This is a genomic window from Pantoea sp. X-Soil-YNGN-785 (genome assembly GCF_059730585.1).
Map to the genome: position 1 here is coordinate 2,609,631 of NZ_AP035942.1, position 25,029 is coordinate 2,634,659.

Annotated in this window: 19 protein-coding genes; 2 read left to right on the forward strand and 17 right to left on the reverse strand. The window is 53.5% G+C overall.

Translation table 11 applies throughout. From position 1 onward, the window contains the following. Nucleotides 1-203: 203 nt before the first annotated feature. From galE to wbaP, 14 genes are all read right to left on the reverse strand, one after another. On the reverse strand, nucleotides 204-1,217 hold the full coding sequence (gene galE / locus AC6I8E_RS12205) for a UDP-glucose 4-epimerase GalE (RefSeq protein WP_497824037.1): 1,014 nt from the start codon (nucleotides 1,215-1,217) through the stop codon (nucleotides 204-206). 41 nt (nucleotides 1,218-1,258) lie between these two features. Further along, a complete protein-coding gene (gene galF, locus AC6I8E_RS12210; protein ID WP_013358455.1) occupies nucleotides 1,259-2,161 on the reverse strand; it encodes a UTP--glucose-1-phosphate uridylyltransferase GalF in 903 nt (300 codons plus the stop codon). Between the two features lie 278 nt (nucleotides 2,162-2,439). Next, nucleotides 2,440-3,780 (reverse strand): lipopolysaccharide biosynthesis protein, encoded by a 1,341-nt coding sequence (locus AC6I8E_RS12215; protein WP_033783657.1) that lies wholly within the window; start codon nucleotides 3,778-3,780, stop codon nucleotides 2,440-2,442. Then, the gene (locus AC6I8E_RS12220; RefSeq protein ID WP_013358457.1) at nucleotides 3,777-5,000 is read right to left on the reverse strand and encodes a glycosyltransferase; all 1,224 of its coding nucleotides are present in this window, start codon (nucleotides 4,998-5,000) and stop codon (nucleotides 3,777-3,779) included. Before AC6I8E_RS12220 ends, AC6I8E_RS12215 begins: the two co-directional genes overlap by 4 nt. A 4-nt stretch (nucleotides 5,001-5,004) precedes the next feature. Then, nucleotides 5,005-6,267: a colanic acid biosynthesis pyruvyl transferase WcaK gene (gene wcaK, locus AC6I8E_RS12225; protein ID WP_013358458.1), complete on the reverse strand. Its 1,263-nt coding sequence runs from the start codon at nucleotides 6,265-6,267 to the stop codon at nucleotides 5,005-5,007. 160 nt (nucleotides 6,268-6,427) lie between these two features. Beyond that, nucleotides 6,428-8,644 carry a phage tailspike protein gene (locus tag AC6I8E_RS12230; protein WP_497824038.1) on the reverse strand — a complete coding sequence of 739 codons (2,217 nt, stop codon included), beginning with the start codon at nucleotides 8,642-8,644 and terminating at the stop codon, nucleotides 6,428-6,430. A gap of 82 nt (nucleotides 8,645-8,726) precedes the next feature. After that, the gene (locus AC6I8E_RS12235) at nucleotides 8,727-9,761 is read right to left on the reverse strand and encodes a glycosyltransferase (protein WP_497824039.1); all 1,035 of its coding nucleotides are present in this window, start codon (nucleotides 9,759-9,761) and stop codon (nucleotides 8,727-8,729) included. Between the two features lie 46 nt (nucleotides 9,762-9,807). Continuing rightward, nucleotides 9,808-10,560: a glycosyltransferase family 2 protein gene (locus tag AC6I8E_RS12240; protein ID WP_013358461.1), complete on the reverse strand. Its 753-nt coding sequence runs from the start codon at nucleotides 10,558-10,560 to the stop codon at nucleotides 9,808-9,810. A gap of 69 nt (nucleotides 10,561-10,629) precedes the next feature. Beyond that, entirely contained in the window at nucleotides 10,630-11,547 is a 918-nt protein-coding gene (locus AC6I8E_RS12245; RefSeq protein ID WP_033784642.1) for a glycosyltransferase family 2 protein, read from the reverse strand. Nucleotides 11,548-11,675: 128 nt separating this feature from the next. Beyond that, entirely contained in the window at nucleotides 11,676-12,812 is a 1,137-nt protein-coding gene (locus tag AC6I8E_RS12250) for an EpsG family protein (RefSeq protein ID WP_013358463.1), read from the reverse strand. Nucleotides 12,813-13,081: 269 nt separating this feature from the next. After that, a complete protein-coding gene (wzc, locus tag AC6I8E_RS12255) occupies nucleotides 13,082-15,259 on the reverse strand; it encodes a tyrosine-protein kinase Wzc (protein ID WP_013358464.1) in 2,178 nt (725 codons plus the stop codon). 12 nt (nucleotides 15,260-15,271) lie between these two features. Beyond that, the gene (locus tag AC6I8E_RS12260) at nucleotides 15,272-15,706 is read right to left on the reverse strand and encodes an arsenate reductase/protein-tyrosine-phosphatase family protein (protein ID WP_013358465.1); all 435 of its coding nucleotides are present in this window, start codon (nucleotides 15,704-15,706) and stop codon (nucleotides 15,272-15,274) included. 9 nt (nucleotides 15,707-15,715) lie between these two features. Next, the gene (locus AC6I8E_RS12265; protein ID WP_013358466.1) at nucleotides 15,716-16,855 is read right to left on the reverse strand and encodes a polysaccharide export protein; all 1,140 of its coding nucleotides are present in this window, start codon (nucleotides 16,853-16,855) and stop codon (nucleotides 15,716-15,718) included. A 294-nt stretch (nucleotides 16,856-17,149) separates the two neighbouring features. After that, on the reverse strand, nucleotides 17,150-18,583 hold the full coding sequence (gene wbaP / locus AC6I8E_RS12270) for an undecaprenyl-phosphate galactose phosphotransferase WbaP (RefSeq protein ID WP_033733245.1): 1,434 nt from the start codon (nucleotides 18,581-18,583) through the stop codon (nucleotides 17,150-17,152). Nucleotides 18,584-19,374: 791 nt separating this feature from the next. On the opposite strand from wbaP, the gene AC6I8E_RS12275 reads away from it, so the two are divergent. Then, nucleotides 19,375-20,946 (forward strand): TerC family protein, encoded by a 1,572-nt coding sequence (locus AC6I8E_RS12275; protein WP_497824040.1) that lies wholly within the window; start codon nucleotides 19,375-19,377, stop codon nucleotides 20,944-20,946. Nucleotides 20,947-20,976: 30 nt separating this feature from the next. On the opposite strand, the gene asmA is transcribed toward AC6I8E_RS12275, so the two are convergent. The 3 genes from asmA to udk form a co-directional block, all read right to left on the reverse strand. Beyond that, a complete protein-coding gene (gene asmA / locus AC6I8E_RS12280; RefSeq protein ID WP_497824041.1) occupies nucleotides 20,977-22,800 on the reverse strand; it encodes an outer membrane assembly protein AsmA in 1,824 nt (607 codons plus the stop codon). Nucleotides 22,801-22,812: 12 nt separating this feature from the next. After that, nucleotides 22,813-23,394: a dCTP deaminase gene (dcd, locus tag AC6I8E_RS12285; RefSeq protein WP_013358470.1), complete on the reverse strand. Its 582-nt coding sequence runs from the start codon at nucleotides 23,392-23,394 to the stop codon at nucleotides 22,813-22,815. Nucleotides 23,395-23,475: 81 nt separating this feature from the next. Next, nucleotides 23,476-24,117, reverse strand: a complete 642-nt coding sequence (gene udk, locus AC6I8E_RS12290) for a uridine kinase (protein WP_497824042.1) — start codon at nucleotides 24,115-24,117, stop codon at nucleotides 23,476-23,478. A gap of 284 nt (nucleotides 24,118-24,401) precedes the next feature. Between udk and AC6I8E_RS12295 the strand changes: the two genes are divergently transcribed. Beyond that, nucleotides 24,402-25,016, forward strand: coding sequence for a phosphatase PAP2 family protein (locus AC6I8E_RS12295; RefSeq protein ID WP_497824043.1), 615 nt, complete (start codon nucleotides 24,402-24,404; stop codon nucleotides 25,014-25,016). The last annotated feature ends 13 nt before the right edge of the window (nucleotides 25,017-25,029 follow it).

Sequence of the window (25,029 nt, forward strand, 5' to 3'; positions counted from 1 at the left end):
GTAAATTCTATCACTCAGGTATAGCTATTACGAACAAAATGCGTATAGGTCGCAGGTGTTAGTTCAACTAATGAACACTTTTCTGGCGTAGGGGATGGTTGCTGATGCGTCAGGATGATGCAATCAGAATTGTGGGAAAGGACTGGTAAGATAATTCAAATCAAATATAAGAAAGGCGAACCTGAGTTCGCCTTTCTTTTCAACTACCGAAACCCATCCGGGTTCTTACTCTGCCAGTTCCACGTATCGCGCATCATCTCATCGATGCCGCGCGTCACGCGCCAGTCGAGCTCACTGTTTGCCAGTGACGCATCGGCCCAGAACGCAGGCAGGTCGCCGTCACGGCGTGGCTTGATTTCAAACGGAATCGCCTTGCCGGAAGCCTTCTCGAACGCTTTGATCATCTCCAGCACGGAGAAGCCTTTACCGCCGCCCAGGTTAAAGGCGGTGTAGCCTTCAACTTTGTTCAGGTGGTCCAGCGCTTTCAGGTGGCCTTCCGCCAGGTCTACCACATGGATGTAGTCACGCAGACAGGTACCGTCTGGCGTATCATAATCGCCGCCAAACACACCCAGCTTCTCCAGACGACCAATCGCGACCTGCGCGATGTACGGCAGCAGGTTATTCGGGATGCCGGTCGGGTCTTCACCGATTTCGCCAGACTCGTGCGCGCCAACCGGATTGAAGTAACGCAGGGCAATCGCCTTAAACTTCGGTTCTGCTTTGGCGAAGTCGCGCATGACGAATTCGGTCATCAGCTTTGAGGTGCCGTACGGACTGGTGGTGCCGCCAATTGGCGTACTCTCAACGTAAGGAACCGGTGCATCTGCGCCATAGACGGTGGCTGATGAGCTGAAGATAAAGTTCCAGACGCCGGCATTACGCATCTCTTCCAGCAGCACCACGGTGCCCGCGACGTTGTTCTCGTAGTACTCCAGCGGCATGCGGGTAGATTCACCCACGGCTTTAAGTGCGGCGAAGTGGATCACAGCGGAAATGCTGTTGGATGCGAACAGGTCACGCAGACAGGCACGGTCACGGATATCGCCTTCAACGAAGGTCGCCTTTTTACCCGCCAGTTTCTCTACGCGGTTAATCGCTTCACGTGAGGCATTGCAGAGGTTATCCAGAACCACAACATCATCACCGCGCTGCAACAGCGCCAGTACCGTATGGGAGCCGATATAGCCTGCTCCACCCGTTACTAAAATTGCCATGTGAGCTCCTTTCAATCTGCCGCGCAGGACGCGGCAATTAATTACTTTTGTTTTGCGAGAATTGTCTGGATAGCTTCGCGGAAATCGCGACCCTGCGCGTTGTTGCGCAGTCCGTAAGAGACGAACGCCTGCATGTAACCCAGTTTACGACCGCAGTCGAAACTGTGACCAGTCAGCAGAGAGACATCAACCGTTTTGTGCTTGCTCAGGCTGGCGATCGCATCGGTCAGCTGGATACGGCCCCACGCGCCTGGCTCAGTGCGCTCCAGTTCTGCCCAGATATCAGCAGAAAGCACATAGCGGCCTACCGCAGCCAGGTCAGAGCTCAGTCCGGCAGTATCTTCAGGCTTCTCAACGAAATCGGTGATGGTGCTGATGTCGCCTGGATGATCGATCGGCTCTTCCGTGGTGATCACAGAGTACTCAGAGAGATCGGACGCTGGCATGTGCTGCGCCAGGACCTGGCTGTGGCCGGTCTCTTCAAAACGGGCAACCATCGCTGCGAGGTTATAACGCATGTGGTCAGCGGTAGAGTCATCCAGCAGGACGTCCGGCAGCACCACCACGAACGGGTTATCACCGATCATCGGACGGGCACAGAGAATGGAGTGCCCCAGACCCAGCGGCTGCGCCTGGCGCACGTTCATGATGGTGACGCCTGGCGGGCAGATAGACTGCACTTCGCTCAGCAGCTGACGCTTCACGCGCGCTTCAAGCAGTGCTTCCAGCTCATAGGTGGTGTCGAAGTGGTTTTCAACGGCATTTTTCGATGCATGCGTGACCAGCACAATCTCTTTAATACCTGCGGCAACACACTCGTCAATGATGTACTGGATCATCGGTTTGTCGACGACAGGCAGCATCTCTTTCGGAATGGCTTTAGTCGCAGGGAGCATATGCATACCGAGGCCCGCAACCGGGATTACTGCTTTAAGCTTGGTCATATTTATTCCGTTTAATAAAATGAAGATGTGGGTCGATTATGCAGGATCGGCCGGAAGAGCAAGTATAATCTTTATCTGAAAAGCGGACAGTAACTCTCTGTCATAACTTGGAAATTCGGCATTTTGCCCATTGCCAGCGACACCATAAACTGAACAAAGACAATCAGTAATCGAATATTGCCACTGTGTTCCGGAGCACTCTTCGTTGCAGGGCTGAGACCAGCCATAAATGAAAACGGGCGACCCTGAGGCCGCCCGTTGATATATCTGTGTGGTGATTACAGCCAGCCTTCAAACCACTCTGGCATCACGAACAGATTAAAGTGATTTACCAGCATCATCACGCCAACAAATACCACCGAAACTGCCACCCACTGCCGGGCATACGGGATAAACCGAATGCCAATCACCGGCCTGATGAAGAACGGATGCGCCAGTGCCGAGATCAGGATCTGCGAGATAGAAAGCGTCAGTGCGACGTAGAGCACGTTTGGCCAGATAAAGGTGGTCGCCAGCACCGCCAGAACCACAATACTCGCCACGATGTTCCAGTAGAACTCCACGTTAGTGCGTCCGTTGGCCTGCGAAATCGCCCCGGTCAGTCCGCCCATTGGCCGCAGCATGCCAAACAGCAGCATCAGCGGGATCAGGTGATAGACCTGCTCATGTGACGCGCCATAAAGCACACGCACGATAACCGGCGAGAAGATACCAATAGCCAGATACATGGCGCTGCTGAACAGCATGATCCCCAGCGTACCTTTCAGGAACAGCTTTTTCAGTTGCTCGGCATCGTGCTGTTTCTCAGCAAAGCGCGGCAGTGCCAGACGGTTAATCACCGGCGTGACCAGCTTCAGCGGTTGCAGCACCAGCTCTTTCGCCAGTGAGTAAACGCCCAGCATCTCTGCGCCCATGACTTTACCGACCACCAGCGCATCGGCCTGGGTACGCAGCTGATTAATGGTCTGCGAACCGAGCTGATAGCTGCCGTAGCGAATTGCGCCGAAGAAGGTCGCTTTGTCGAACTCCCAGGTCGGACGCCATGACTTCTCACCCAGCGCAATCATACAGAGGATGCGGGTAAAGGCGTTGATGAACAGACCCAGAATCGCTGCGGCCACCGTCAGCGACGTGAACTCCAGCATCGCGACCACACAGAGGAAGGCAAACAGCTTGGTACCCATTTCAATCTTCGCCAGCGAGACCATCCGCTTGGTTTTGATGTAGTGCGCCTGATACTGCGACAGATGACCCAGCACCAGGAAGTTCAGGCTGGTCAGCATGATCAGCCCGGTCAGCTCCGGCAGGTGATAGAACCAGGAGACCGGGAAGGCGATCAGCAACATGATCAACCCGGTACACAGGCTGAGAGAGACGTTCACCCAATAGATGGTGCTCTGCTCACGACGGGTAATGTTCTGGCGATGCACCAGATAACTGCTCATCCCCATATCCTGCAGCACACCCGCCACCGCCAGGATGGCATTGATGATGGCTAACAGCCCCAGCTCGTGGGTTTCCAGTTTGCGGGCAAGAAAGCTCAGCTGTGCAACCTGCAGCACCGCGGAAAAGCAGGTACTGCCAAACAGCCAAATCGCCTGTGACTTAAATCCACTCACACCAGTCGCTCCAGAATCTGTGCCAGTTCGCCATAGGCGATATGCTGATTAAATTCAGTCTCAACTTTGTGACGTGCGGCTGCGACTACCGGCGCCACATCCACTTCACCCTGAGACAGTTTCAGCAGCGTCTCCGCCAGTGCTTCAGGATCGTCCTCTTCCACCAGCCAGCCAGAAACATTATTCTCAATCAGCTCCGGAATGCCGCTGTGGAATGTAGAGACCACCGGCAGGCCGACCGCCATCGCCTCCATCAGGGCGACCGGGATCCCTTCCATATCGCCATCTGCGGCAGTTTTGGACGGCAGTAGGAAGATGTCAGCCTCGCTCAGCGCACGACGGATCTCCTCCTGCGGCTTAAAGCCCGGCATGCTGACACAATCTTCCATCCCCTCGCGGGCGATGAAATCACGCATCATCTCATCCTGATCGCCGTTGCCGATAATGGTGTACTGAAACTGACCGCCACGCTGCTTCAGGATGGCGCTGGCTTTCACCGCCACATCCAGCCCTTTTTTCTCAGTCAGACGCGCCACCGAAACGATACGCAGCGGCGTATGGAACGCCTGGCGCGGCTGGAAGTTAAACTTCTCCGGCTCAATGCCCATACGCGTCACGTGAATTTTCTCCGGCGGGCAGCCCATTTCAATCAGCTTGTTCTCCCACAGATGGCTGATAGGCAGCATCAGCTCACTCTGGCGGAACAGATTCACGTAGTCGAGTTTGTGCTCTTCCAGAATGTGACGACGGGAAATATCAGCGCCATGAAACACGGTCGCCTGTTTACCCTTAAGCACACCCAGTTCACGCAGCTTGTTAGCCAGGGCACCGGCATAGCCGAAATGCACCAGAAACACATCTGCGGTAAAGGTCTGCTTAGCATTCGCTACAATCGACGGCAGCAGCAGTTTGCTGGACTGCGCGCCATAACGGCGCACATTCAGCGAACGCAGCAGCGACGGCTTCGTCACTTTTGGCAGCACCAGCTTGATACGCTGGTTGAGCTTATCGACAATTGAGATCTTCTCTTCCGGCAGCAGATAGTGGGTCTTCGCCGCCAGACCATACTCATCAAACGCCGCATGCCGGTTCACTAAATCGCCGGGAAAGACTGAAATAATCTCCACCTCGTAACCGGCATCAATAAAATGGGTCACCTGATTTAGTACGAATGTCTCAGAGGCAACCGGGAAACGCATGGTGAAAAAAGTCAGTTTCATCACATTACCCTAATACTTTGAGAATCTCTTCAGTGATCCGGTTGCCAATTTCCCTTTCATTCGCAACGGCCGTGTCGACCTTAAGCTTGATGTTGTCGTAGTCGGCAAGAACGGTTTTCACCTTGTCGATCAGCGAGCCGTCCATCAGGCTTTTTACATCGGTTGCCATCTGCGGCAGACCAAGCTGGTTCATCACACCCATCGACTTGTGCTCATAGTTGATCGCCACAGCCGGGGTGCCAAAGTTCATGGAGATAATCGCCGAGTGCAGGCGGGTACCGATGGTCAGATGGCAGTGACTCAGCAGGATGCCCAGTTCCAGGTCGTTAAACTCGTCCATGATGACATGGTAATGTTCTGGCTGCGCCACGTGGTCACGCAGCGTCAGCGCCACCATGCGGTCATCTTTGGCATAGCTGTCGATGCCGGTACAGGTGGAGAACGCCACAACCTGATAGCCTTCGGCAATCATCGCATTGATTACCCGGCCAAAGGCTGCTTCATACTCTTTCTGCGTCACGCCCAGACGTTTATCAAACGGTGCCAGTTCACGCACGGTGATCGCGATGGTTTTACGGCCATCGATAATGCCCTGCCAGTAGCGCAGGTTGTGGCTCGGATTTTCAACTTCACGCGCACGTACCAGGAATGCAGTATCCACACCGGACGCCACTTTAGAGCTGGTCACGCCGTCGCGCTTCATCAGATCAAGGCTGACTGATTCACGCAGTACCAGGCTGTCGACCCGATCAAAGACAAAGTTCGCCAGCGCATTGACACGCGGGTTCTGGAAAGGTCCCACTGAGTGGCCGATCAGGTAGATCGGCTTTTTCGCCATCAGCGCACAGAGCGCATGATCAAACTGAGTCACGCCATAGAGATCGACGAAGAAGGATCCGCCAACCTGAATAATCGCATCATATTTTGCCAGGCTTTCGGTAAAGGCCTTCAGGTGCGGCGGCACAGAGAATGACTTAAAGATCCCGCCCTTGCCCAGATGTGCCATCATGATATCGGGCATCAGACGGTTCGCCACTTTACGCTTAAACGAACCGACCAGACCTTTACCTGATTTGCTGTTGTGCAGATACAGCGCATCCTGCTGAATATCCTGCTGGAGCAGATAACCGGAGCTGGTTGGATAACGGCTAATAACATCAATGTCTAAATCACTGCGTGCAGACTTCATTGAATCGATCAGTCCACGAAGAATCGCGCCATCCCCGCGATTCCCACACGTATGGTTACCCACCAATAAAATTTTCATAACAACTCCGAATGAATTTTTTTTAATTCTGTAAGCCGCCCAGATCCGAAATGGGCAAAATGAACTCTGTTTAAAGTAATGCTTTACGGGATAACGCACCCAAAGGTACTGCTCCTGTTAAACCGGCCGCCTCCATTGTGGCGGCCCTGAAACAAGGGGGTTAAGACTTAATCGCGAAGTAAGGCAGCGCAACCTGTTTGCCGTTGATCACCACGGAAACAAAGCCTTCCGGCTTACTGGTATCGACCTGATCGGCGGAGAGCGGACGGGAAGCCATCAGCAGATCGCCCTGCTCGTTGGCCCCCACGCCCGCTTTGCCGTTATGCAGGCTGAAACGCTGCGGCGCGCGTTTCGTCGCGTCGCCTGACGGTGGATTGCCCTTCTCCATGACCGCATTGACCCGCGCACAGCGACCGGTCACAAAGCGATCTTTACCGGTAGTTTTCACCAGCACAGCAGCTGACGGCGTCCAGCCCGCCAGTTTGACGTAGAGATGGACATCGGTGTCATGCTCTGCCACATAGCGCACATCCACAATCGGGCTGCTGCCTTCGGCCGACCAGCTCGCTTCCGACAGGTCTTTCTTACGCTGCACGTGGATCACTGCGCGACCGCCAGTGGTCTTGTCACCAATCAGGTTCATCAGCGGCTTATCACCACTGCCATTACTGAACTGCGACTGACCAAAGATTTCGATCTCCCACGAATCACCTACTGTTGGTGAGTAAAGGCTGCCGAGATCAAACCAGGTCTCCTGATTTGTGTTGTTCTCTAAGCGCCAGCGCGAGGTGATGTAGTTGTACTTCAGGCTGCCATCCAGCGCGACGCCGTAAGACTCGACGCGCGTCGATCCCATCTCCCAGATGCTGAGCAGACGGTCGCCCTGCATGGAGTTGTCGATCCAGCTGCCCGACTGCAGGCTGGTCTGACGCATATTCAGACGGGTGTTGTGCGCGATCAGCGGATTCTTACAATCCTCCAGGCTCAGCGCATCAACGATCCACTGACCGTTAGAGAGGTCGCCCGGATTATCACAGTGTTCAATCCAGCCATTATGGATAATCGACTGGCCGCAGCGCGGCAGGTTAAGCACTTTGCCGCCACGGCAGTACTGCGCATTGAAGTTTGACAGCTCAATCGCGGTACTGTGGTCCCATTTGCCCTGCTTCTGACCTGACCAGCCCGATTTAATCACATCGCCGCTGCAGCGTGAGGCGTACCACTGGTCGATTTTACAATCGAGGGTATCCTGCAGGCTGATGGCCGTGCCGCCAACAGCGTTAAAGCGCAGGCAGGCACCCCGGAAATATTGTCCGCCAGGACAGTTGTTATGGAAAAAGCCCTGCTGGTTCGGACTCTTATCACTGTTGCCGTTGAAATTCAGGTTGGAAAGCTCGACACGACGGGCGTTCATCTGGAAGACGAACTCTGACTTACCATCCGAGACGATCGTGGTCGCCGGGAAGTAGCCGAAGTTCACCATCGCACCGGACATGCGGAAGAAGTTGAGATACTTGTCGCCCAGGTTACAGGCGGAAACCATGAAGGTACCGGCCGGAAACTGGACGCAGATCTGCTGGTTAGCCTGCTGCGACCAGTTGAACATCGCCATAATGGCGGGTGCCGTATCGGTCTGACCATCGGCAATCGCACCGAAATCAAACAGCGTCAGGCGGTTAAAATCATCGACAACGCGACGCCAGGAGAAACCCTCACCGGCAAAATTTACGCCGCCATCATTCGGAACGGTCTGGAAGCTGCCGACAAACTCGCCGCCGCCCACTTCCCGTCCTTCATGCCAGCTTTTCAGCTTAACCTTGGCCCCTTCAAACAGCGGGCGGGTTTTGCGTAACTCCGCCACGGACGGGATCTCACCAATCAGCTGATAACCCGCCGGCTGCGCCAGACGCTGACTGAAATCGGCGGCGCCCGGACGGCTGACATCGGCGATGTTAAACAGGGTCTGACCGTTGTTGTCCTCGACCGTCATCGAATGCGAAGGATCGGCAATCAGTGCAGCGTTGTCCTGAATAAACTGGGCAAAGTTGCCCTTGTTCAGCGTGATAGGCTGAGCAATCTCAGACACTTTACCGCTGGCATCACGCAGGAAGACCGGGATTTGATTACCCGGTTTGCTGGCATCCACACCCGCTTTACCAATCCAGAGTTTGCCCTCGAAGCCCTGCCAGAACTGCGGCGGCATGGCGTAGACATTCTCAGGCGTCAGGATAGGCACGTCGCCTTTAGGGATAGCCGCCGCATCAACCGGCTTCAGGGCAATGCCGTTACTTTTTGCAGCGTAGCTGGAAAAGGTGCTCACGGAGAGAGCCCCCACCAGAGCGGAGGCGGCGGTCTGTAAAACTTCTCTTCTTTTCATGCATCAATTCCCGTAGTCAATAAGGCCATTGGCCATGGCGGTGTCCCTGAGGCACGTCGCAAGTGAGCTTTTCCAGCTCCGGTTAAACCAATGACAGCCAGCTTTGCTTAATCTGGTTACCGTCGAATTTCAGCGCGGTTTGTTTCGTTTTTTCGCTCATGGCATAGAACAGCGCGTCATCGCTGGCAAGCTGCTCCATTCGGGCCAGAAACGTGGCTTTGTCATTCATCGGCACCAGGAACCCATCTTCACTGTGGTTGATGATCTCCTGTGGCCCGGTCGGGCAGTCATACGCCACCACCGGCAGTGACCAGGATTTTGCTTCCAGCAGCACCAGTGGCAAGCCCTCATAGCGCGACGTCATCAGCGCCATGTCGCTGTCGCGATAGTAGTCATTGATATTGCTGACCTTGCCGACAAACTTCACGCTGTCGGTAATGCCCAGCACGGCCGCCTGATCATGCAGCTGCTGACGCAGTTCGCCGTCACCGGCAATCACCAGCGTCCAGTCAGCATGAGTGCGGGCGAAGTCGCGCCAGATATCCAGCAGCAAATCAAAACCCTTCTGGTTATCCAGACGGCCCACCGCCAGCGCCTGACGATGACGGGTCTGACGCTGATAGCCTTTGTATACCACCGGGTTGGGGATTGACTTGCTGGGAATGCGCCAGCGGCTGAACACCTGATGATCTTTTTCGGTCAGAACAATCACGCGGTCGTAGTAGCGCAGCAGCAGAAACTTGAGGAACTTGATTGGTTTGCTGAAGGAGTTAATGGCGATATGTTCGCAGGCGTAGACTTTGCCCCGCTTCTTCTTCATGGCCAGCAGATTCCAGAAGGCGAACATCACGCTCAGGCGACCCATGCTGATCAGGAAAACGGTGTCGAAACCCTCTTCGTTGATGCGGGCTACCGCGCTTTTAATCGGGTTGCTCTGCCCTTCGAAGCTGACGATCTCTCTGACATGCTCAAACGGATAAAAGGTTTTACCGCTGCCTTCCAGCGAGTAGATGGTGACGTCATGCGTTTCGCCAAGACACTCTGACATAAAGTTACAGATGTTCTCGGTGCCCGCATACGAATAAGCATCTTTGATCACCAGGACAATTTTTTTCATGAAACGCTATCCACCTCAAATTTTAAAGACAATCCTGCCGACAGGCTTAACGATGCTTAAGGGTAAACAGCACACCATTCACCATATACCAGGCGTAATAGTAATAGATTTTTAAAGGATTGTTTTTATAGATAATTCTTAATAATTCAAGGTGCCACTGGGCAGCTTTGTTCTTATTACGTGAAAGGGAATCGCCTAATTCGTAATAGTTGACCAGAATCGTCTGAATTACGCGTGCCTGCTTATAGCGGGTGAATAATTCATACAAAAACAGGAAATCTTCGTGGCCTTTGCGCTGGAAGAAAAGCCCCTGCGGTGGACGGCGGAAACAGACGGAAGAAAAGCAGACGCGATACTGCTTCTTCACAAAGTTTTCCTGCTGCAGGTACGGTTTGCTGTAGGTAATGTCGTGCTCGGCCTTGCGGGTTTTATAGTGATATTCGGTAATCACAAAATCATCACCGGCCGCGATGGCCGCAACCTGCTGGCTCAGCTTATCGGCATGCCATTCATCGTCGCTGTCGAGAAAAGCGATAATCTCTTCAGTCGCCGCGCGCAGTCCGACGTTGCGGGTCTCTGCTGCGCCCATATTGACCGCATTATCCAGAATGGTAATGCGCGGATCCTGACAATGCTCACGCACAAATTCCAGCGAGTCATCCGTGGACTTATCGTTGACCAGATAGAGGTGCCAGTCGGTATAGTGCTGATTGATAACCGATTGCACAGCGCGTAATACCGTCTGACGTGCATTATACATAGGCATGACAATGCCAACGGTTCCAACAGAAGTATTCATCTTCAACCCTGAATTAAACGAAAAGAGAGGTGCTCCTGGCGTCAGGAGCAGAACGAGGCGCGGCGCGCGTCAGGAGAGTGCTTTCTCACCGCCGAAACGTGCTTTGACCTTGTCTTTAACCCGGTTCATAAAATAAGCACGGTTGTCTTTGTTGGTGAGGAAGAAGTAGCGCGCAAAGCTCAGGCTCGCCATCAGCGACTTGCCATCCATTTTGTAGCGCAGCGGCAGCTTAAAGGCTTTGTAGGTGTGGATATCACGCGGGGTAAGATGCGGCTTCATGCTATCAAGCCAGAACATCGAGTAGTTCACCGATTCGCCTTTATGTTTTGAGCCAAACTTAGTGACCAGGTGGTAGTTCGCCAGCGGTGCGGCGATCATCACAAAGTCATAGCCCATGCGGTCGGCACGAATGCAAAAATCATAATCCTGATGACGGATGTAACGGGTATCGAACTGAATCTTCGCCGCATCTTCGCGCTTCAGCACAATGGTGCTGGTCTGGATAAAGCCGTAGCAGCCGAACAGATACTCGGCGACGGTTTCATTTTTGCCCGGTGGCTGCATTGGCATCACTTTCAGGAACGTGCCGTCCTGATAAATGTTCACCTGGCTGAAAATGACGAAGTTCTGTTTGCCCTGGGCTTCCAGCTGAGTAATTTTTTCACTCACCTGCTGCAGTTTATCTGCCGCCCACTCATCATCGGCGTCAAGGAAGCTGACATAGTCACCGGTCGCCAGCTCAATGCCTTTGTTACGCGCACCGGCCCCGTTGAGCTTAACCTCAGAGAGCACCAGATTGATGTCGAGATCCTGGTAGCGGTCGCTGCGAACCACCTCCGCCAGCGCGGCGGCATCCGCAGATTTATCATCCACGATGATGACTTCGAAATTACGATACGTTTGTGCTTTAACGCAATCCAGCGTCGTGACAATCGATTCTGACGCGTTATAAGCCGGAATTACGATGGAGAAACGAATGTCCTTCATTGCCAGCACCTCATTAAAATAGTTCAAAAATAATCCGTTCAATCGACAAGGGTCGACAAAAAATCGGTGTGCTTACCGTCGATCGCCCCTGCGTGAATCTCTTCACGCAGGGGCGATCGATGGGTTAATTAGTGGACCAGCCAAAACTCACGCGCCACTTCATAGCCGGTAACCGCCTGCTTGGTCGAAATGGTGTTGTAGTAAAGGTAATAGAGCAGGAAGAAGACCAGCATGGCGTAAAGCGCGGGCTTCCACGATCGTCTGGCCTGGTAAATCAGCGAAGTCAGGATGATCGGCTCGACCTGTTGCAGATAGTTGGACAGACGCGAACCTGACGGGAAGTTGTACAGGAAGATCCTGATCGCACCGCCGATAGCAAAGCTCAGAATCAGCAGGTAGTTAAGGCGATACTGGGCGTAGTTTTCGCGCTTCAGCTCGTCGGTCAGCATGAAGTAGAAGAAGACGAACACCAGCATAATGTTCTTCAGGTTCGACACGGCCAGGATGCTGCCACCCATGGCATAGGACGGGTCATTGTTGTAGCCCGATGCCCTCTCCCCCAGCGATCCCAGATGACCGGCAATCAGAGCAATGAAGCTGGAACCGCCCACTACAGACAGCGGCAGACTGGCAACGATGATAATGACCGGCCACCAGCGCCAGTCACGAATAAACAGGAACGGTATCAGCGTGACGACCATGACACCGGTGTTGTGACTCGTGAACGACAGAATGAAGAAGGTAAACGCCCACCAGTAGCGCTTGAGATAGATCGACCACAGGACGCCCAGGAACAGCGCCGAACTGAGGCCAAAGCGAATCTGGTTAATGTCTTTGTTGATAAAGATGTGGGCCGAATAGAGCACCAGTGCCAGCACCGGATAGGGTGACATCTTCCTGAAAAACCAGGTATTGATGGAAACAGCCGTGGCACAGAAAACAAACAGGAAGATGCTGGCATTGTGCGAAACCAGACTGGTGAGCCAGGCCATCGCAAAAATCAGCGGTTCGTAACGGAAAAACGCAACGGTTTTAAAGAAGCCGTTAATTTCAATGCGTCTTACAAAGTCCTCAAAGAAGCTCCGGTACTGAAAATCATCCATGCCGGTGCCGAGACCGCGTATTCCCCCGAAGATAATCAGCAAAACGGCAGCAAAACAGAGCAGCCAGGTCAAAATATGATTTGTGCGTTCGTCTTTTTTTAGCGCTATTTCAAACAGCGAAAGCAGCAGCAAAAAGCCTGATACATACCAATAGGGAGCCATGGTGTGATTCCTTAATTCCACAAGTTCTCATGCCAGCAATAATGACGCTTCGCTTCCCGGCTGGCTTTTCAGCGAGCCTGACAGCGGCGATGCGTGCAGGCGATGCCATGCTGGTCATGAATTCTGTTGAGTGACGCTCGCCATGCGATTTATAGAGGTATCGCTTTTGTGGGTTTGGACAGAATAACCTGTGTAAATTGATGCGTGTCGTCATTCAAAGGGACGATAAAAAGGGGCGGTCAGACCGCCCCCTCGTTGTTACTCAATGATCAGCTTTTGTTGGTCTTACCGTAGTCATAGGCGTAGTAGTCATAGCCATAACCGTAGGCATTCGCGGCTTTACGTACCACGGCGTTGAGGATCACACCTTTAATCTCAATACCGTTCTGGGCAAAGCGTTTGAAACTGACGTCCACTTCTTTGGTGGTGTTGGCTTCGAAACGCGCCACCATCAGTGAGGTGCCGGCCAGCTTACCGATAATTGACGCATCGGTGACGGCCAGGATTGGCGGCGTATCGATTAACACCAGGTCGTAGTTCTTGCTCGCCCAATCCAGCAGCTCACCCATGCGACGATGCATCAGCAGCTCAGACGGGTTCGGCGGAACCTGACCACGTGGCAGGAAATCGAAACCGTACACGCCCTGCTGAATCAGCGCCGGGCTGAATTCGGTTTTACCGGACAGCACGTTGGACAGGCCAGATTTGTTATCCGCGCCCAGCAGTTCGTGGGTATAACCACGACGCATGTCACCATCGATGAACAGGACACGCTGGCCTGCTTTGGCAATCAGGGTGGCCAGGTTGGCACAGATAAAGGTTTTACCAATACCCGGGCTGGCACCGGTGATCATCAGGATGTTGTTTTTAGCTTCCATCATGGCGAAGTGCAGGCTGGTACGCAGGCTACGAATCGCTTCGATGGAGAGGTCAGTCGGATTACCCAGCGCCAGCAGCGTTTCGTGCGGATCGGTTTTCACCTTGCTGCCACGACGCGCCAGTGCTTCGGTATCTTTCTTACGCTGCCAGTCAGACAGGGGAACGCTGGCATAGACATTCATACCCAGCTCTTCCAGCTGATCCGGGTTCTCGATGCCGTGATGCAGCAGCGCTTTCAGCAGAACCAGACCCACTGACACGAACAGACCCAGAATCAGGCTTGCGGCAATGATCAGCATCTTCTTCGGTGCAACCGGCGCGTTAGCCGTCTGCGCGTTGTCGATGATGCGGACATCACCTACGGTGCTGGCTTTACTGATGCCCAGCTCCTGCTGACGATTCAGCAGCTGCATGTAGATCTCCTGACCAGACTGAACGTCACGGGTCAGACGCAGGATTTCCTGCTGAGTCTGTGGCATACCAGAAATTTTCTTGTTCAGCTGAGCCTGCTCACCTTCCAGCGTTTTGCGTTTTTCCAGCAGCGCGCGGTAAGTCGGGTGATCTTTGGTAAAGAGCTGAGAGACTTCTGCTTCACGGAAGGTCAGTTCGTTCAGCTGACTCTGCACGCTGACAGAGGAGTCCAGGGCAGATTTCGCTTCCAGTGACAGGTCAACAGATTCGTTCTGACGACGGAAGGTGTTCAGCTTGTTTTCCGCTTCATCCAGCTTGCTGCGAACGGCAGGCAGCTGAGTGCGTAAGAACTCCAGGCTTTTCTCGGCCTGCTCTGACTTGCGTTCAACGTTCTGTAACAGATAGTTGTTCACGATCTGGTTCAGCACTTTGCTGATCTGCTCCGGATCTTCACCCAGATATTCCAGACCCAGCACGCCGGTATCTTTACCTTTGTCTGCCACGGTCAGGTTAGAGAGCACAGAACGGATCGCCTGCAGGTCATTCAGCTTGGTCACGGTGAAGCTGGTGCCTTCATCGGCGTGAATCTCGCTCACCAGCATGCTGATATCGCCGTGCGACTCCAGCTGGCCGACTTTACCTTTGAACAGCTCATCGCCATCTTTCGAGACGGTGTAGCTATCCGGACCGGTCACTTCCAGTTCAACGTTACGTTTGTCGATAGTGCGTGGGATTTCCAGACGCGAAATCGCGATACTGGCCGGTTTGTTGCCCATCAGGCGCGACAGACCCTTGCCGATAACCGGGAAGTAGTTCTGCTCAACCACGGTATCCAGACCCAGATCGTCAACGGTTTTGCCGATGACCATACGGGATTCCAGAATCTCGATTTCCGTATCAGAGGCAGGCGTCGGTGGCAGAATGCTGTCGATTTCGTTAAGAACGGTGCTGGCATTCTTCTGCTCAACCTGAACTAACGCATCGGCGCTATAAATCGGTGTCGCAAACAGTGTGTAGAGTGTTCCCGCCAGCATGAAAAAAGCAGTAACGGCAACAATGATCCAGCGATGGTCAATTAGCTGTCCCACAAGATGCGCCAGATCCCATCCATTCGACTCCTCTCCCGGCGCGGTTCTGACCTTATTTTTTATATTCATGGATAATCCCAACTATCGGCTTAATACGTTGACCCATTTCTGGGTAGCGTTTTCCAGTAATCCGTAAATCTCTTCAAAGGCCTCACGGCTTTTTCGGTACGGATCCGCAATTTCTTTCTGATTGAGCCAGTGCCCAAGCAACATGGTTTTGCCACGTGCGGCGGGGTCGATGCGATTCACCTGTTCAATATGTCGCTTCTCCATGACCAGAATCAGGTCAGTGTTGCGGCACATTTCGGCCGTCAACTGCTGTGCCTGATGGCCTTCCAGCGACAGACCCTGCGCTTCGGCAACGGAAGATGCCATTTTGTCGGCCGGGTGGCCGACAAGGGCCCCCAGGCCGGCAGAGCGAACATCTAAATCGGGCAGCGCACGTTTAAACAGGCGCTCTCCGGTCGGAGAGCGGCAGATGTTGCCAACGCAAACGACTAACACGGACGTAATCATGGTCAGACCTTAGTTCGACCAGTTGCGGATACGCAGTGCGCTCTCGCTCACATCGTTGATACCCGCAATGGTTGGCAGTAATTGCGAGATCACACGGTTCCAGCGCGTCAGCGGCGTTGAAGTGACATAGACAATGTCATATGGCTGAAGCTGGAATTCGGTTCCCATCACCATGGATGCCGCATCTTTGGTGTTCAACTGATAGATGTTGGCAATCTTATTGCGATCGGTGCCGCGCAGTGGACGGATAACGAAGACGCCGGTGGCGTCAGAGGTGGTTTGATCCATCCCGGCCGCGTTGCCCAGCGCTTCCGCCAGCGTCATGCCGCTACGGTCCATTTTCAGGGTCGCCTGCTGCTTCACTTCACCCATCACGAAGATTTTCAGATCATCGTTACGCGGAACGTAAAGGATATCGCCCGGATAGAGGAGGTGGTTCTGGCTCAGGTCGCCATTCTGCATCAGTGCCTGTAGCGAGACGCGCTGTTCACGACCGTTGTGCGTCAGCACGACGTTACGCCAGTCAGCATCAGCGGCCAGGCCGCCAGCGGCGTTAATTGCGTCCAGAATCGTCAATGGCACGTTAGTGATTGGCTGCTGACCTGAGGTCGTTACCGAACCGGTGACATAGGTTTTCTGTGATTTGAACGAGGCGATGCTCACATCAACCTGTGGGCTTTCAATGTACTGTGCCAGGCGGCGTGCCACTTCGTTACGCACTTCGCCAACAGTACGGCCCGCTACACGCACACGGCCAATGTAGGGATAGAAGATAGTGCCGTCAGAATGCACCCAGTTACCGGTGTCGCTGGCGCTACGGTACTGACCCGCAGGGGTCGTCAGTTCCGGGTGATCCCAGACCGTCACGGTCAGGACATCGCCCACACCGATACGGTATTCGTAGTTCTGAATTTCGTTCTGCAGTGAAGGGTTCGCCTGAGCCACCAGAGGCTTAGGACGCATTTTCTCAACCAGTGAAGGCGTTAACGGGAAGACGTTGACATATTTATCGATGTCAAAGTTGCTATCCTGTTGCTCAATAACATCTTTTCCTGATGTAGAAAGACGAGAACCGGGTTCGACTGTACACCCGACAAGGAATGTGGCGGATACCAGCAAAGGTATCAATTTCATTTTGATTGTAATCATTTAGATCTTCGCTATCAGTTATTTATTGATAGAGGCGAAACCGCCGCTGTGTAAGCGTCCAACAAAAAGTAAATCCTGGCTGACTTAAGCCTTAAGCTCTGAACCTGTCGTTCATTATCCTTGCTCCACTTGTTATAAGTAGTGGCCATCAACCAGGGTGTACCCGAAACGCCTTGCATCATAGCGGACTATAGATGCACGGCGATATCCCTGATGATGGCCGCTATTAACGACACGCCTGACAACGGCACAACACCTCGGAGCGCGCGTGAGCACGCTCATTCCGACTCACGATTAATAGGCACCGTCGCGTTTCAACACCACGCCCACTGTTTTAAACAGAATCGCGATGTCATTCCACAGTGACCAGTTTTTCACGTACCACGAGTCGAAATAGACGCGGGTTTCATAGTCAACATCATTACGACCGCTGACCTGCCACAATCCCGTCATGCCTGGTTTAGCCATCAGGTAATAATCAACATCACCAGCATAACGACAGAGTTCATCTTCAATGACCGGACGAGGCCCGACCAGACTCATATCACCGCGCACCACGTTCCAGAGCTGAGGTAACTCATCGAGGCTTGTTTTACGGATGAAGTGGCCCACTTTAGTAATACGTGGATCATTTTTGAGTTTGAAATCTTTATCCCATTCCGCTCGCGCAATCGGATCGGTACGAAGCACTTCTTCCAGCACTTCTTTTGAATTAATCACCATCGAACGGAATTTCAGACATTTGAATTTACGGCCATTCATGCCGACACGTTCGTGACCATAAATCGGTGGTCCGCCATCACGGCCAACCAGGAAGCCCAGGACCAGCAGCGCCGGCATCAGCATCAGAATAATCGAGAGTGCACCGACGATATCAAAGGCTCGCTTCAGGAAACGCGAGGTGCGTTTTGCCAGGTTATTCTGAACCCGCAGGATCATCACTTCGTGGCTGAAGATATAGGCCATATCAGTACCGTAAAGCGGTACACCACGCAGCGTCGGGATGACAGAGACTGAACGGCAGTTGTGCATCGCCAGCGATTTCAGCCACACATCACGATACTGACTCTGCTCATATTCTACTGCCACGATAAACTGGGTTTCGCTGTTAGTCAGGCTCCAGAGCTCCTGCTCGTCGCGCAGAACCGGAACACCGTTCATGATCTCCTGCGGACAGGTTCCGTCAACGTCATAGAAGGCGATGACGTCAAAACCCATAACCTCTTCGCTTTGCAGCGCCTGCCAGGCTTCGTGCGCATTTTTGCTGCTGCCGATAATAATGGTCTGTTTTTTCCACAAGCCATTTTTATTCAGCAGACGTTTAGCCAGCGCGCGACAGGTCGGAATTAAAATCAGCGCCAGTACCCAGGTCAGTAACCAGACGAAACGCGACATCTGCCACTGCGACAGTGCGGTAATCGACAGGTCGATAACAGAAAATATAAGAATGGTACGAAAAACTTCTTTTAATTCGAACCAGAAAGGTTTGCGGTATGTGTAGTGACGCAGCCTTACCCAGAACCAGCCAATACAAATTACCGACAGACAAATGTGTGTGGCAATTTTTAAATTCATTTCTTTTTCAGAAATATCTGCCAGCGGCGAACCTGACTGAACATTAATTAGCATCATCGCCACAAATAACGCTGCGTTGAAACAAATTAAATCTGAACATGCCAGCATTAATTTGGTAATAAGACTTTTAAACGTAAATTCTGTATCGCGCATATTTAACTCTTTATTTTATTTCCTTAAACCCGCAACGGCTATCGCCCGTTTAATCGTTAAGCGATGAAACCTTTCCAGACTGAGCCGTTTCTAAGGGGAGCTCCTGCGGCGTTTACGCCAGTGATCTTAACCATGACACCAATAATATTGTGATGAATACCAACAGATTACTCTGACTTTAATCACCGCCAGCATTGCTCATTAAATCAACGAAAAACGCGATTCGGGCACGCTACCGCCCTTGGCTGTCGCTGCCAATATCGCTGTCATCATTCATATTGCTCCCCGTAACAGGTAACCGTAACGCATCACACAAGTGTTCATAGATGAATTACTGATTCCTTACATTGCGATTAATGTAGAATCGGTACGCAAATTACGACTCTGGGGCAGAGTTTGCTAACTTGTTGCTATACTAGTTATTACTGGCTTGTTTACAAGCAGGTCCCGCCATCCCTGGACTATTTTAGGAAAAAGACTACCAGCAATTAGTATTGATGCCTGACAGGCAGTGCAATCCTTTCTGTACAATTCGGATTAATGCCATACTCGCGATGAGATAAATCGCATAAGCCCGGCAGGTGAATATCGCTTTCCCGTGACAAAATGACTCAGAATAGTCTCCCCTGAACCCTGCAAATTTAATCAAAGCGTCACACTGTTATGTTCAGATTTTGCACAATATATCGGGTTGTGCCGGTTACCACCCCCCTGCCCTGCCATTTGTACGCGGCTTCGCACTCCACTATCATCAGAGAAAACCCAATTTAAGACATTCAGGTGAACAAGGCATGCTGGAGGTAATTGCAGATCCCTCGCTATGGGCGGGATTAGTAACGCTAATCGTTCTGGAACTGGTTTTAGGCATCGACAATCTGATCTTCATCGCCATCCTGGTTGAGAAGCTTCCCGGCCCCCTTCGCGACCGCGCGCGCGTCATAGGACTGCTGCTGGCGTTAGTGTGCCGCTTATTGCTGCTGGCTTCGCTTTCCTGGCTGGTTACGCTCAAAGAACCCTGGGTTACGCTGGGGGGCCACCCCTTCAGTGCGCGCGACTTACTGCTGCTGTCAGGCGGGATTTTCCTGCTATTTAAAGCCACAACAGAGTTGAATGCGCGCCTTGAAGGTCATGATGAAGATGCCGGTCAACAAAAAGGCGGCGCTAAATTCTGGCCGGTGGTGGCGCAAATCGTGGTGCTGGATGCCATCTTCTCGCTGGATGCGGTGATTACCGCCGTCGGCATGGTGAATGAATTGCGGGTCATGATGATTGCGGTCACCATCGCCATTCTGCTGATGCTGCTTGCCAGCAAGCCGCTGACCCGCTTTGTGAATAACCACCCTACGATTGTCATCCTCTGTTTAAGCTTCCTGCTGATGATTGGCTTCAGCCTGGTGGCGGAGGGCTTTGGCTTTGTCATTCCTAAAGGCTATCTCTACGCGGCTATCGGCTTCTCGGTCATCATTGAGGCACTGAACCAGCTGGCCCACTTCAACCGTCGGCGTGTGCTGTCAGCGGGTCGCCCGCTGCGCCAGCGCACGGCGGAAGCGGTGTTACGGATGCTGCGGGGTGCAGCGGAACCGGCGGAACTGGATGCGAAAACTTCTTCCCTGATTGCTGACAGCGACGCCAGCATGCTGTTCAACCGTCAGGAACGGGTGATGATTGCCCGGGTGCTGGGCATGGGCCAGCGCCACGTCAACAGCATCATGACCTCGCGCCATGACGTCGACCATATCGACCTCAGTGACGATCCGGCAGAGATCATGTCACGCCTCGACCGCAATCAGCACACGCGCATCCTGATAACGGACAACTCCAGCGAACCGCTGGGCGTGGTACACGTTATCGATCTGCTGCACCAGTCGCTGCACCATAATTCGCTCGATCTGCGCGCCCTGATTCGGCAGCCGCTGGTCTTTCCTGAACGTCTGACGCTGCTGCAGGCGCTGGAACAGTTCCGGCAGGCCCATACTCACTTTGCTTTTGTGGTGGATGAGTTTGGTTCAGTAGAGGGCGTGGTAACCCTGAGCGATGTGATGGAGACCATTGCGGGCAATCTGCCGAATGAGGCGGGAGAGATTGATGCCCGCTACGATATTCAGATTCAGGGAGAGGGGCACTGGATTGCCAACGGTCATATGCCACTGGAAGATCTGGCGCTCTATGTGAAACTGCCGCTGGACGAGCAGCGTGACTATCATACGCTGGCAGGTTTACTGATGGATAAGCTGCAGCATATCCCTCAGGAAGGGGAAGTGTTGCAGCTGGGTGATTACCGGCTGAGAACCCTGCAGGTGGAAAATCATCGGGTTCAGAAAGTCGAAATTCTGCTGCAGCCTGATAGCGATTACGAGGTTTAATCAGTCACCCTGTTTGACAGCATGCGCCCGCTACGGGCGCATGATTTTCTTCAGGTTCTCTTTATTCTCGCCCTCTTTCTGACGATCGATCCACTGATTAAGCCGTGACTTCGCTTCACTCTGAAGACGGTCACGCAGCACGGCATCCACCGGCAGGGAATATTGCAGGCTGTTCCAGTCACCATACATACGCAGCGGAACCGGCTGACTGGAGAGCGTCTTCACCAGCGCATCGTCGCCACGCCAGCCGCTGATTTTCAGTCCCAGCGTGACGTCCAGCTGTTGCTGCACCATGTCGACTTTTCCCTCGCCCTGCAGGCCCAGATTCTGACCATTGCCATTAATATCGCTGAAGCTGAGTACACCTTTATTCAGCGCGACCTGACCACTGATCGACTCAATGCCTTCATCGACGGCGTCCTGGTTGCTGACTTTATCGCTGACCCGAGCCACGGCACGCTGCACCATCTGCTGCAGATTAAGCTGTGCCAGCTTCAGGTTGCTGGCGCTGATCGTTGCCCTGCCCTGCCAGCTGCGCTTCGCCGCCTCAACCGTCAGCGTATTGCCCGACAGCTCGCCGTCGAGACTCAGATTTCCCTGCAGGCTTTCCGGCAGTTCAAACGCTTTAAGCAGTGGCTGAATGGCAATCAACCGGAGTTGGGGTTTCAGGCTGACCTGTGTTTCCGGCTGACGAATATCGATGCTGCCGGGAACCGAAAAGCTGCCATTGCCCAGTTTGCCGCTGAGCGTGTTCAGCGTCATCAGCCCCTGCTGATTGCTGGCGTTTACCGCAAGGCTGGTCAGGGAGAGGCCGCGCCATACCACACTATCCGCCTGTAATTTCAGCGCCAGGTTCAGTTCATTGAGCGGAGAGTCGGCGTTGCTGCGCTCCCGTGGGGCCGCAATCACCGGCGAACGGGCCACAGTGGCATGCTGCACGCCAGGCGTTTCAGAGACCGGCGTGCTGGTGAGTAAATTATCCAGATTCAGCGTGCTGGCTTTCAGATCCAGCGCCAGCTGCTGTGGCGGAGTAACCTGGCCGCTGCCCTGCCCGGTCAGCGTACTGTCGTTGGCGGTGAGCTGCAGATTGCTGAACGAGAACTGCTGGCGGTCGCCATTCCATTCACCCTGCAGGCTCAGTGAGCCTTTAATTCCCTGAACCGGGATATCTGCACCGGAAAGCGTGTAATCAAGCTGCTGCAGCTGGCCACTGAGACGATGGGGATATTGCGCGGCATCGAGCTGGCCTTTGAGATTCAGAGTCGCGTTGCGCTGATTGCGCATCAGGCTGGTGCTCAGCGACAGGGTCGCCAGCTTGTTCGCGTCCTGATCCATATTGATGTTGAGGTCGCGGAAATTATATTCGTCACCGCCCGGCTGCTGCCAGATAAGCAGACTGTCGGCTACCCGCAGCTTTGCAATATCAAATGACCAGCCGCTGGACGCCGGGGCTGGCTCCGCATCGCGCGGACCCTGGGGCGCATTTTTAGCACGCTGCGCGCTGCTCTCCGGCGTGACCCGCACGATCGCATTTTTCAGCAGCACCTGACTGACGCTGAGCTGGTGGGATAAGAGTGGCCAGAGATCGACATCAAGCCGCATGTTTTCTGCCGAGACCAGCGGCTGGCTGGCACCCGGCGCGGTGAGACTCATCCGCCCTGCCAGGATACTGAGCTGTGGCCAGACGTGCCAGCGCAGATCGCTGCTGACTTCAAGGCGATAACCACTGCGTTGTTCGACCTGTTGCACCATATAGGCACGAAAGTCGTTGGGATTGACCAGCAGCACCAGCGCGCTCATTCCCGTTACGACCACCACTAACAGGATGGCCAGCGTGGTTATCACTCTTTTCATTACATCCTCAAATCAGTCTTTATCGATACGGCTGGCATCAGCGCCCTGCTGACCGCGATATTTTGCATCTTCACGCCGGTTGTAGGGACGTGCAGCCGGACCTGAAAGCGGTTCAAAACTTAGCGCGCCAATTAACATGCCGGGACGCAGCGCCAGCGGCAGTTTACCTGAATTGTAGAATTCCAGCACGATACGACCCTGCCAGCCTGGATCAATGCGGTGAGCCGTCACGTGAACCATCAGCCCGAGGCGCGCCAGCGAGGAGCGGCCATCCAGCCAGCCCACCAGATCGTCAGGCAGTGTTACAGACTCCAGCGTCACCGCCAGCGCCAGTTCACCCGGATGGAGGAAAAAGGCTTCGCCATCCGGCAGCACGATCTCATCGCTCATCACCCGGTCCAGTGCCGCACTCACTTCCTGTTTCGGGCCGCTCAGGTCGATAAAAGCCGCGGTATGACCGCTGAAAGTACGGAACTGATTACCCAGACGCACATCGACAGTGGCACCATTAATGCGCTCGACCGGCGGACGTGGCTCAATGGCCAGTTTGCCAGTGTCCAGCCAGGCCTCGATATCGCGATCGCATAATCTCATTGCGGTAACTCCATGACATAAGTGTAGCAAACCGGCATGCGAGCCTGCCGCCGGTCTGCACCACGTCCGGACGGACGTGCGTTATTCAAAAAACTGGTTGATTTTCGCCTTGAGGATATCGATGGCGATACGGTTTTTTCCGCCGCGCGGCACAATAATATCGGCGTACTGTTTTGATGGCTCGATAAACTGCAGGAACATCGGACGCACGGTCTTCTGATACTGACTCATTACCGAATCCATTGAACGGCCACGCTCGTTGACGTCACGTTTCATGCGGCGCATCAGACAGATGTCGAGCGGCGTGTCCACGAAGATAGAGAAGTTGAGTTCCTGGCGCAGACGGGCGTCAGTCAACAGCAGAATGCCTTCAAGAATAATGACCTTTTTGGCCTTCAGGTGATGCGTCTGCTGGGTGCGGGTGTGTTCAACATAGCTATAAACCGGCAGCTCAATATCCTGTCCGGTTTTCACCGCCTGCAGATGCTGCAACAGCAAATCATGATCCATCGCACTCGGATGGTCATAATTGGTTTTAACCCTCTCTTCCATGGTGAGGTGACTTTGATCTTTGTAATAAGCATCTTCCGGGATCACCCCGATGTGCTCGTCACCTACCTGATCACGGATTTCACGATAGAGCGTGCTGGCAATTAAACTTTTACCGGATGCGGAAGCGCCGGCAATGCCTACAATCACGCACTGATGAGACTTGTCAGTCATACTATTTTAGGACCTGATAACTGGAGCCTGCCACTGGTCACACATTACGCGGGCAGCGGACGGGCCGAAATGGAGAGGGTGTGTTCTCGTTAAGTATAGGGATTTCGGCCTTTTGATGCCACAAAAATGGCGTCGGCGACTTTTCAGACTTTCTCCTTTGGACGCCACTCATTTCACCGATAAACTAACGTCACACCATACTATAAATAAAATGGCCTGCGCGGCGCGCTGTTCTGACGACGCGCGCTGCAAACGTTTCGACCGAATGATGCATCAGGAGTGGTATGCACTGGAAGACTTTGACCTATTTTGGCGACAGCATGCTGTTGATTCCGACAGCGGTGATTATTGCGCTGATTTTGCCGTGGAAGAGTGACAATCGTCTTACGGTCTTTTACTGGATTGTGGCTTTTGGCCTGGCTGGCCTGGCCGTCAGCCTCTCGAAAATTCTGTTTCTGGGATTTGGTATTGGCAGCGCCCGGTTTAATTTCACCGGTTTCAGCGGTCACAGTGCCATGTCCGCGACGCTATGGCCGGTCATGTTATGGCTGATTTCCGGGCGCTGGGAAGCCGTATGGCGTATCGCGGCGATTGGCGTCGGTTATCTGATCCCGCTGATGGTCGGTTTCTCACGCCTGATGATCCACGCTCACTCTAAAAGTGAGGTCGCTACCGGTCTGCTGCTGGGCTTTACGCTGAGCACCGCGTTTCTCATTTCGCAGCGCCGCACCTCATTAAAAGGCTTCAGCTGGCCGCAGGTAGGTGCCGCGCTGTTAGTGCCGTTTGTATTGATGAGTCACGGTCGCGTCGCAACAACGCAGCAGTTTCTGGAGCGCTTCTCTGCCAGCCTCGCGGGCCTGGAGAAACCTTATACCCGCGCCGATCTTTTCCGCCAGTAATCAACACGCTGGC

What these genes read in the sequence shown, in the direction of transcription:
- AC6I8E_RS12275 (WP_497824040.1), top strand. Translation starts at nt 19,375, where the DNA reads ATGCTGGAGGTAATTGCAGATCCCTCGCTATGGGCGGGATTAGTAACG.
- galF (WP_013358455.1), bottom strand. Translation starts at nt 2,161, where the DNA reads ATGACCAAGCTTAAAGCAGTAATCCCGGTTGCGGGCCTCGGTATGCAT.
- AC6I8E_RS12220 (WP_013358457.1), bottom strand. Translation starts at nt 5,000, where the DNA reads ATGAAACTGACTTTTTTCACCATGCGTTTCCCGGTTGCCTCTGAGACA.
- AC6I8E_RS12230 (WP_497824038.1), bottom strand. Translation starts at nt 8,644, where the DNA reads ATGAAAAGAAGAGAAGTTTTACAGACCGCCGCCTCCGCTCTGGTGGGG.
- AC6I8E_RS12250 (WP_013358463.1), bottom strand. Translation starts at nt 12,812, where the DNA reads ATGGCTCCCTATTGGTATGTATCAGGCTTTTTGCTGCTGCTTTCGCTG.
- wbaP (WP_033733245.1), bottom strand. Translation starts at nt 18,583, where the DNA reads ATGCGCGATACAGAATTTACGTTTAAAAGTCTTATTACCAAATTAATG.
- AC6I8E_RS12240 (WP_013358461.1), bottom strand. Translation starts at nt 10,560, where the DNA reads ATGAATACTTCTGTTGGAACCGTTGGCATTGTCATGCCTATGTATAAT.
- dcd (WP_013358470.1), bottom strand. Translation starts at nt 23,394, where the DNA reads ATGAGATTATGCGATCGCGATATCGAGGCCTGGCTGGACACTGGCAAA.
- AC6I8E_RS12260 (WP_013358465.1), bottom strand. Translation starts at nt 15,706, where the DNA reads ATGATTACGTCCGTGTTAGTCGTTTGCGTTGGCAACATCTGCCGCTCT.
- wcaK (WP_013358458.1), bottom strand. Translation starts at nt 6,267, where the DNA reads ATGAAAATTTTATTGGTGGGTAACCATACGTGTGGGAATCGCGGGGAT.
- udk (WP_497824042.1), bottom strand. Translation starts at nt 24,117, where the DNA reads ATGACTGACAAGTCTCATCAGTGCGTGATTGTAGGCATTGCCGGCGCT.
- asmA (WP_497824041.1), bottom strand. Translation starts at nt 22,800, where the DNA reads ATGAAAAGAGTGATAACCACGCTGGCCATCCTGTTAGTGGTGGTCGTA.
- galE (WP_497824037.1), bottom strand. Translation starts at nt 1,217, where the DNA reads ATGGCAATTTTAGTAACGGGTGGAGCAGGCTATATCGGCTCCCATACG.
- AC6I8E_RS12295 (WP_497824043.1), top strand. Translation starts at nt 24,402, where the DNA reads ATGCACTGGAAGACTTTGACCTATTTTGGCGACAGCATGCTGTTGATT.
- AC6I8E_RS12235 (WP_497824039.1), bottom strand. Translation starts at nt 9,761, where the DNA reads ATGAAAAAAATTGTCCTGGTGATCAAAGATGCTTATTCGTATGCGGGC.
- wzc (WP_013358464.1), bottom strand. Translation starts at nt 15,259, where the DNA reads ATGAATATAAAAAATAAGGTCAGAACCGCGCCGGGAGAGGAGTCGAAT.
- AC6I8E_RS12245 (WP_033784642.1), bottom strand. Translation starts at nt 11,547, where the DNA reads ATGAAGGACATTCGTTTCTCCATCGTAATTCCGGCTTATAACGCGTCA.
- AC6I8E_RS12265 (WP_013358466.1), bottom strand. Translation starts at nt 16,855, where the DNA reads ATGATTACAATCAAAATGAAATTGATACCTTTGCTGGTATCCGCCACA.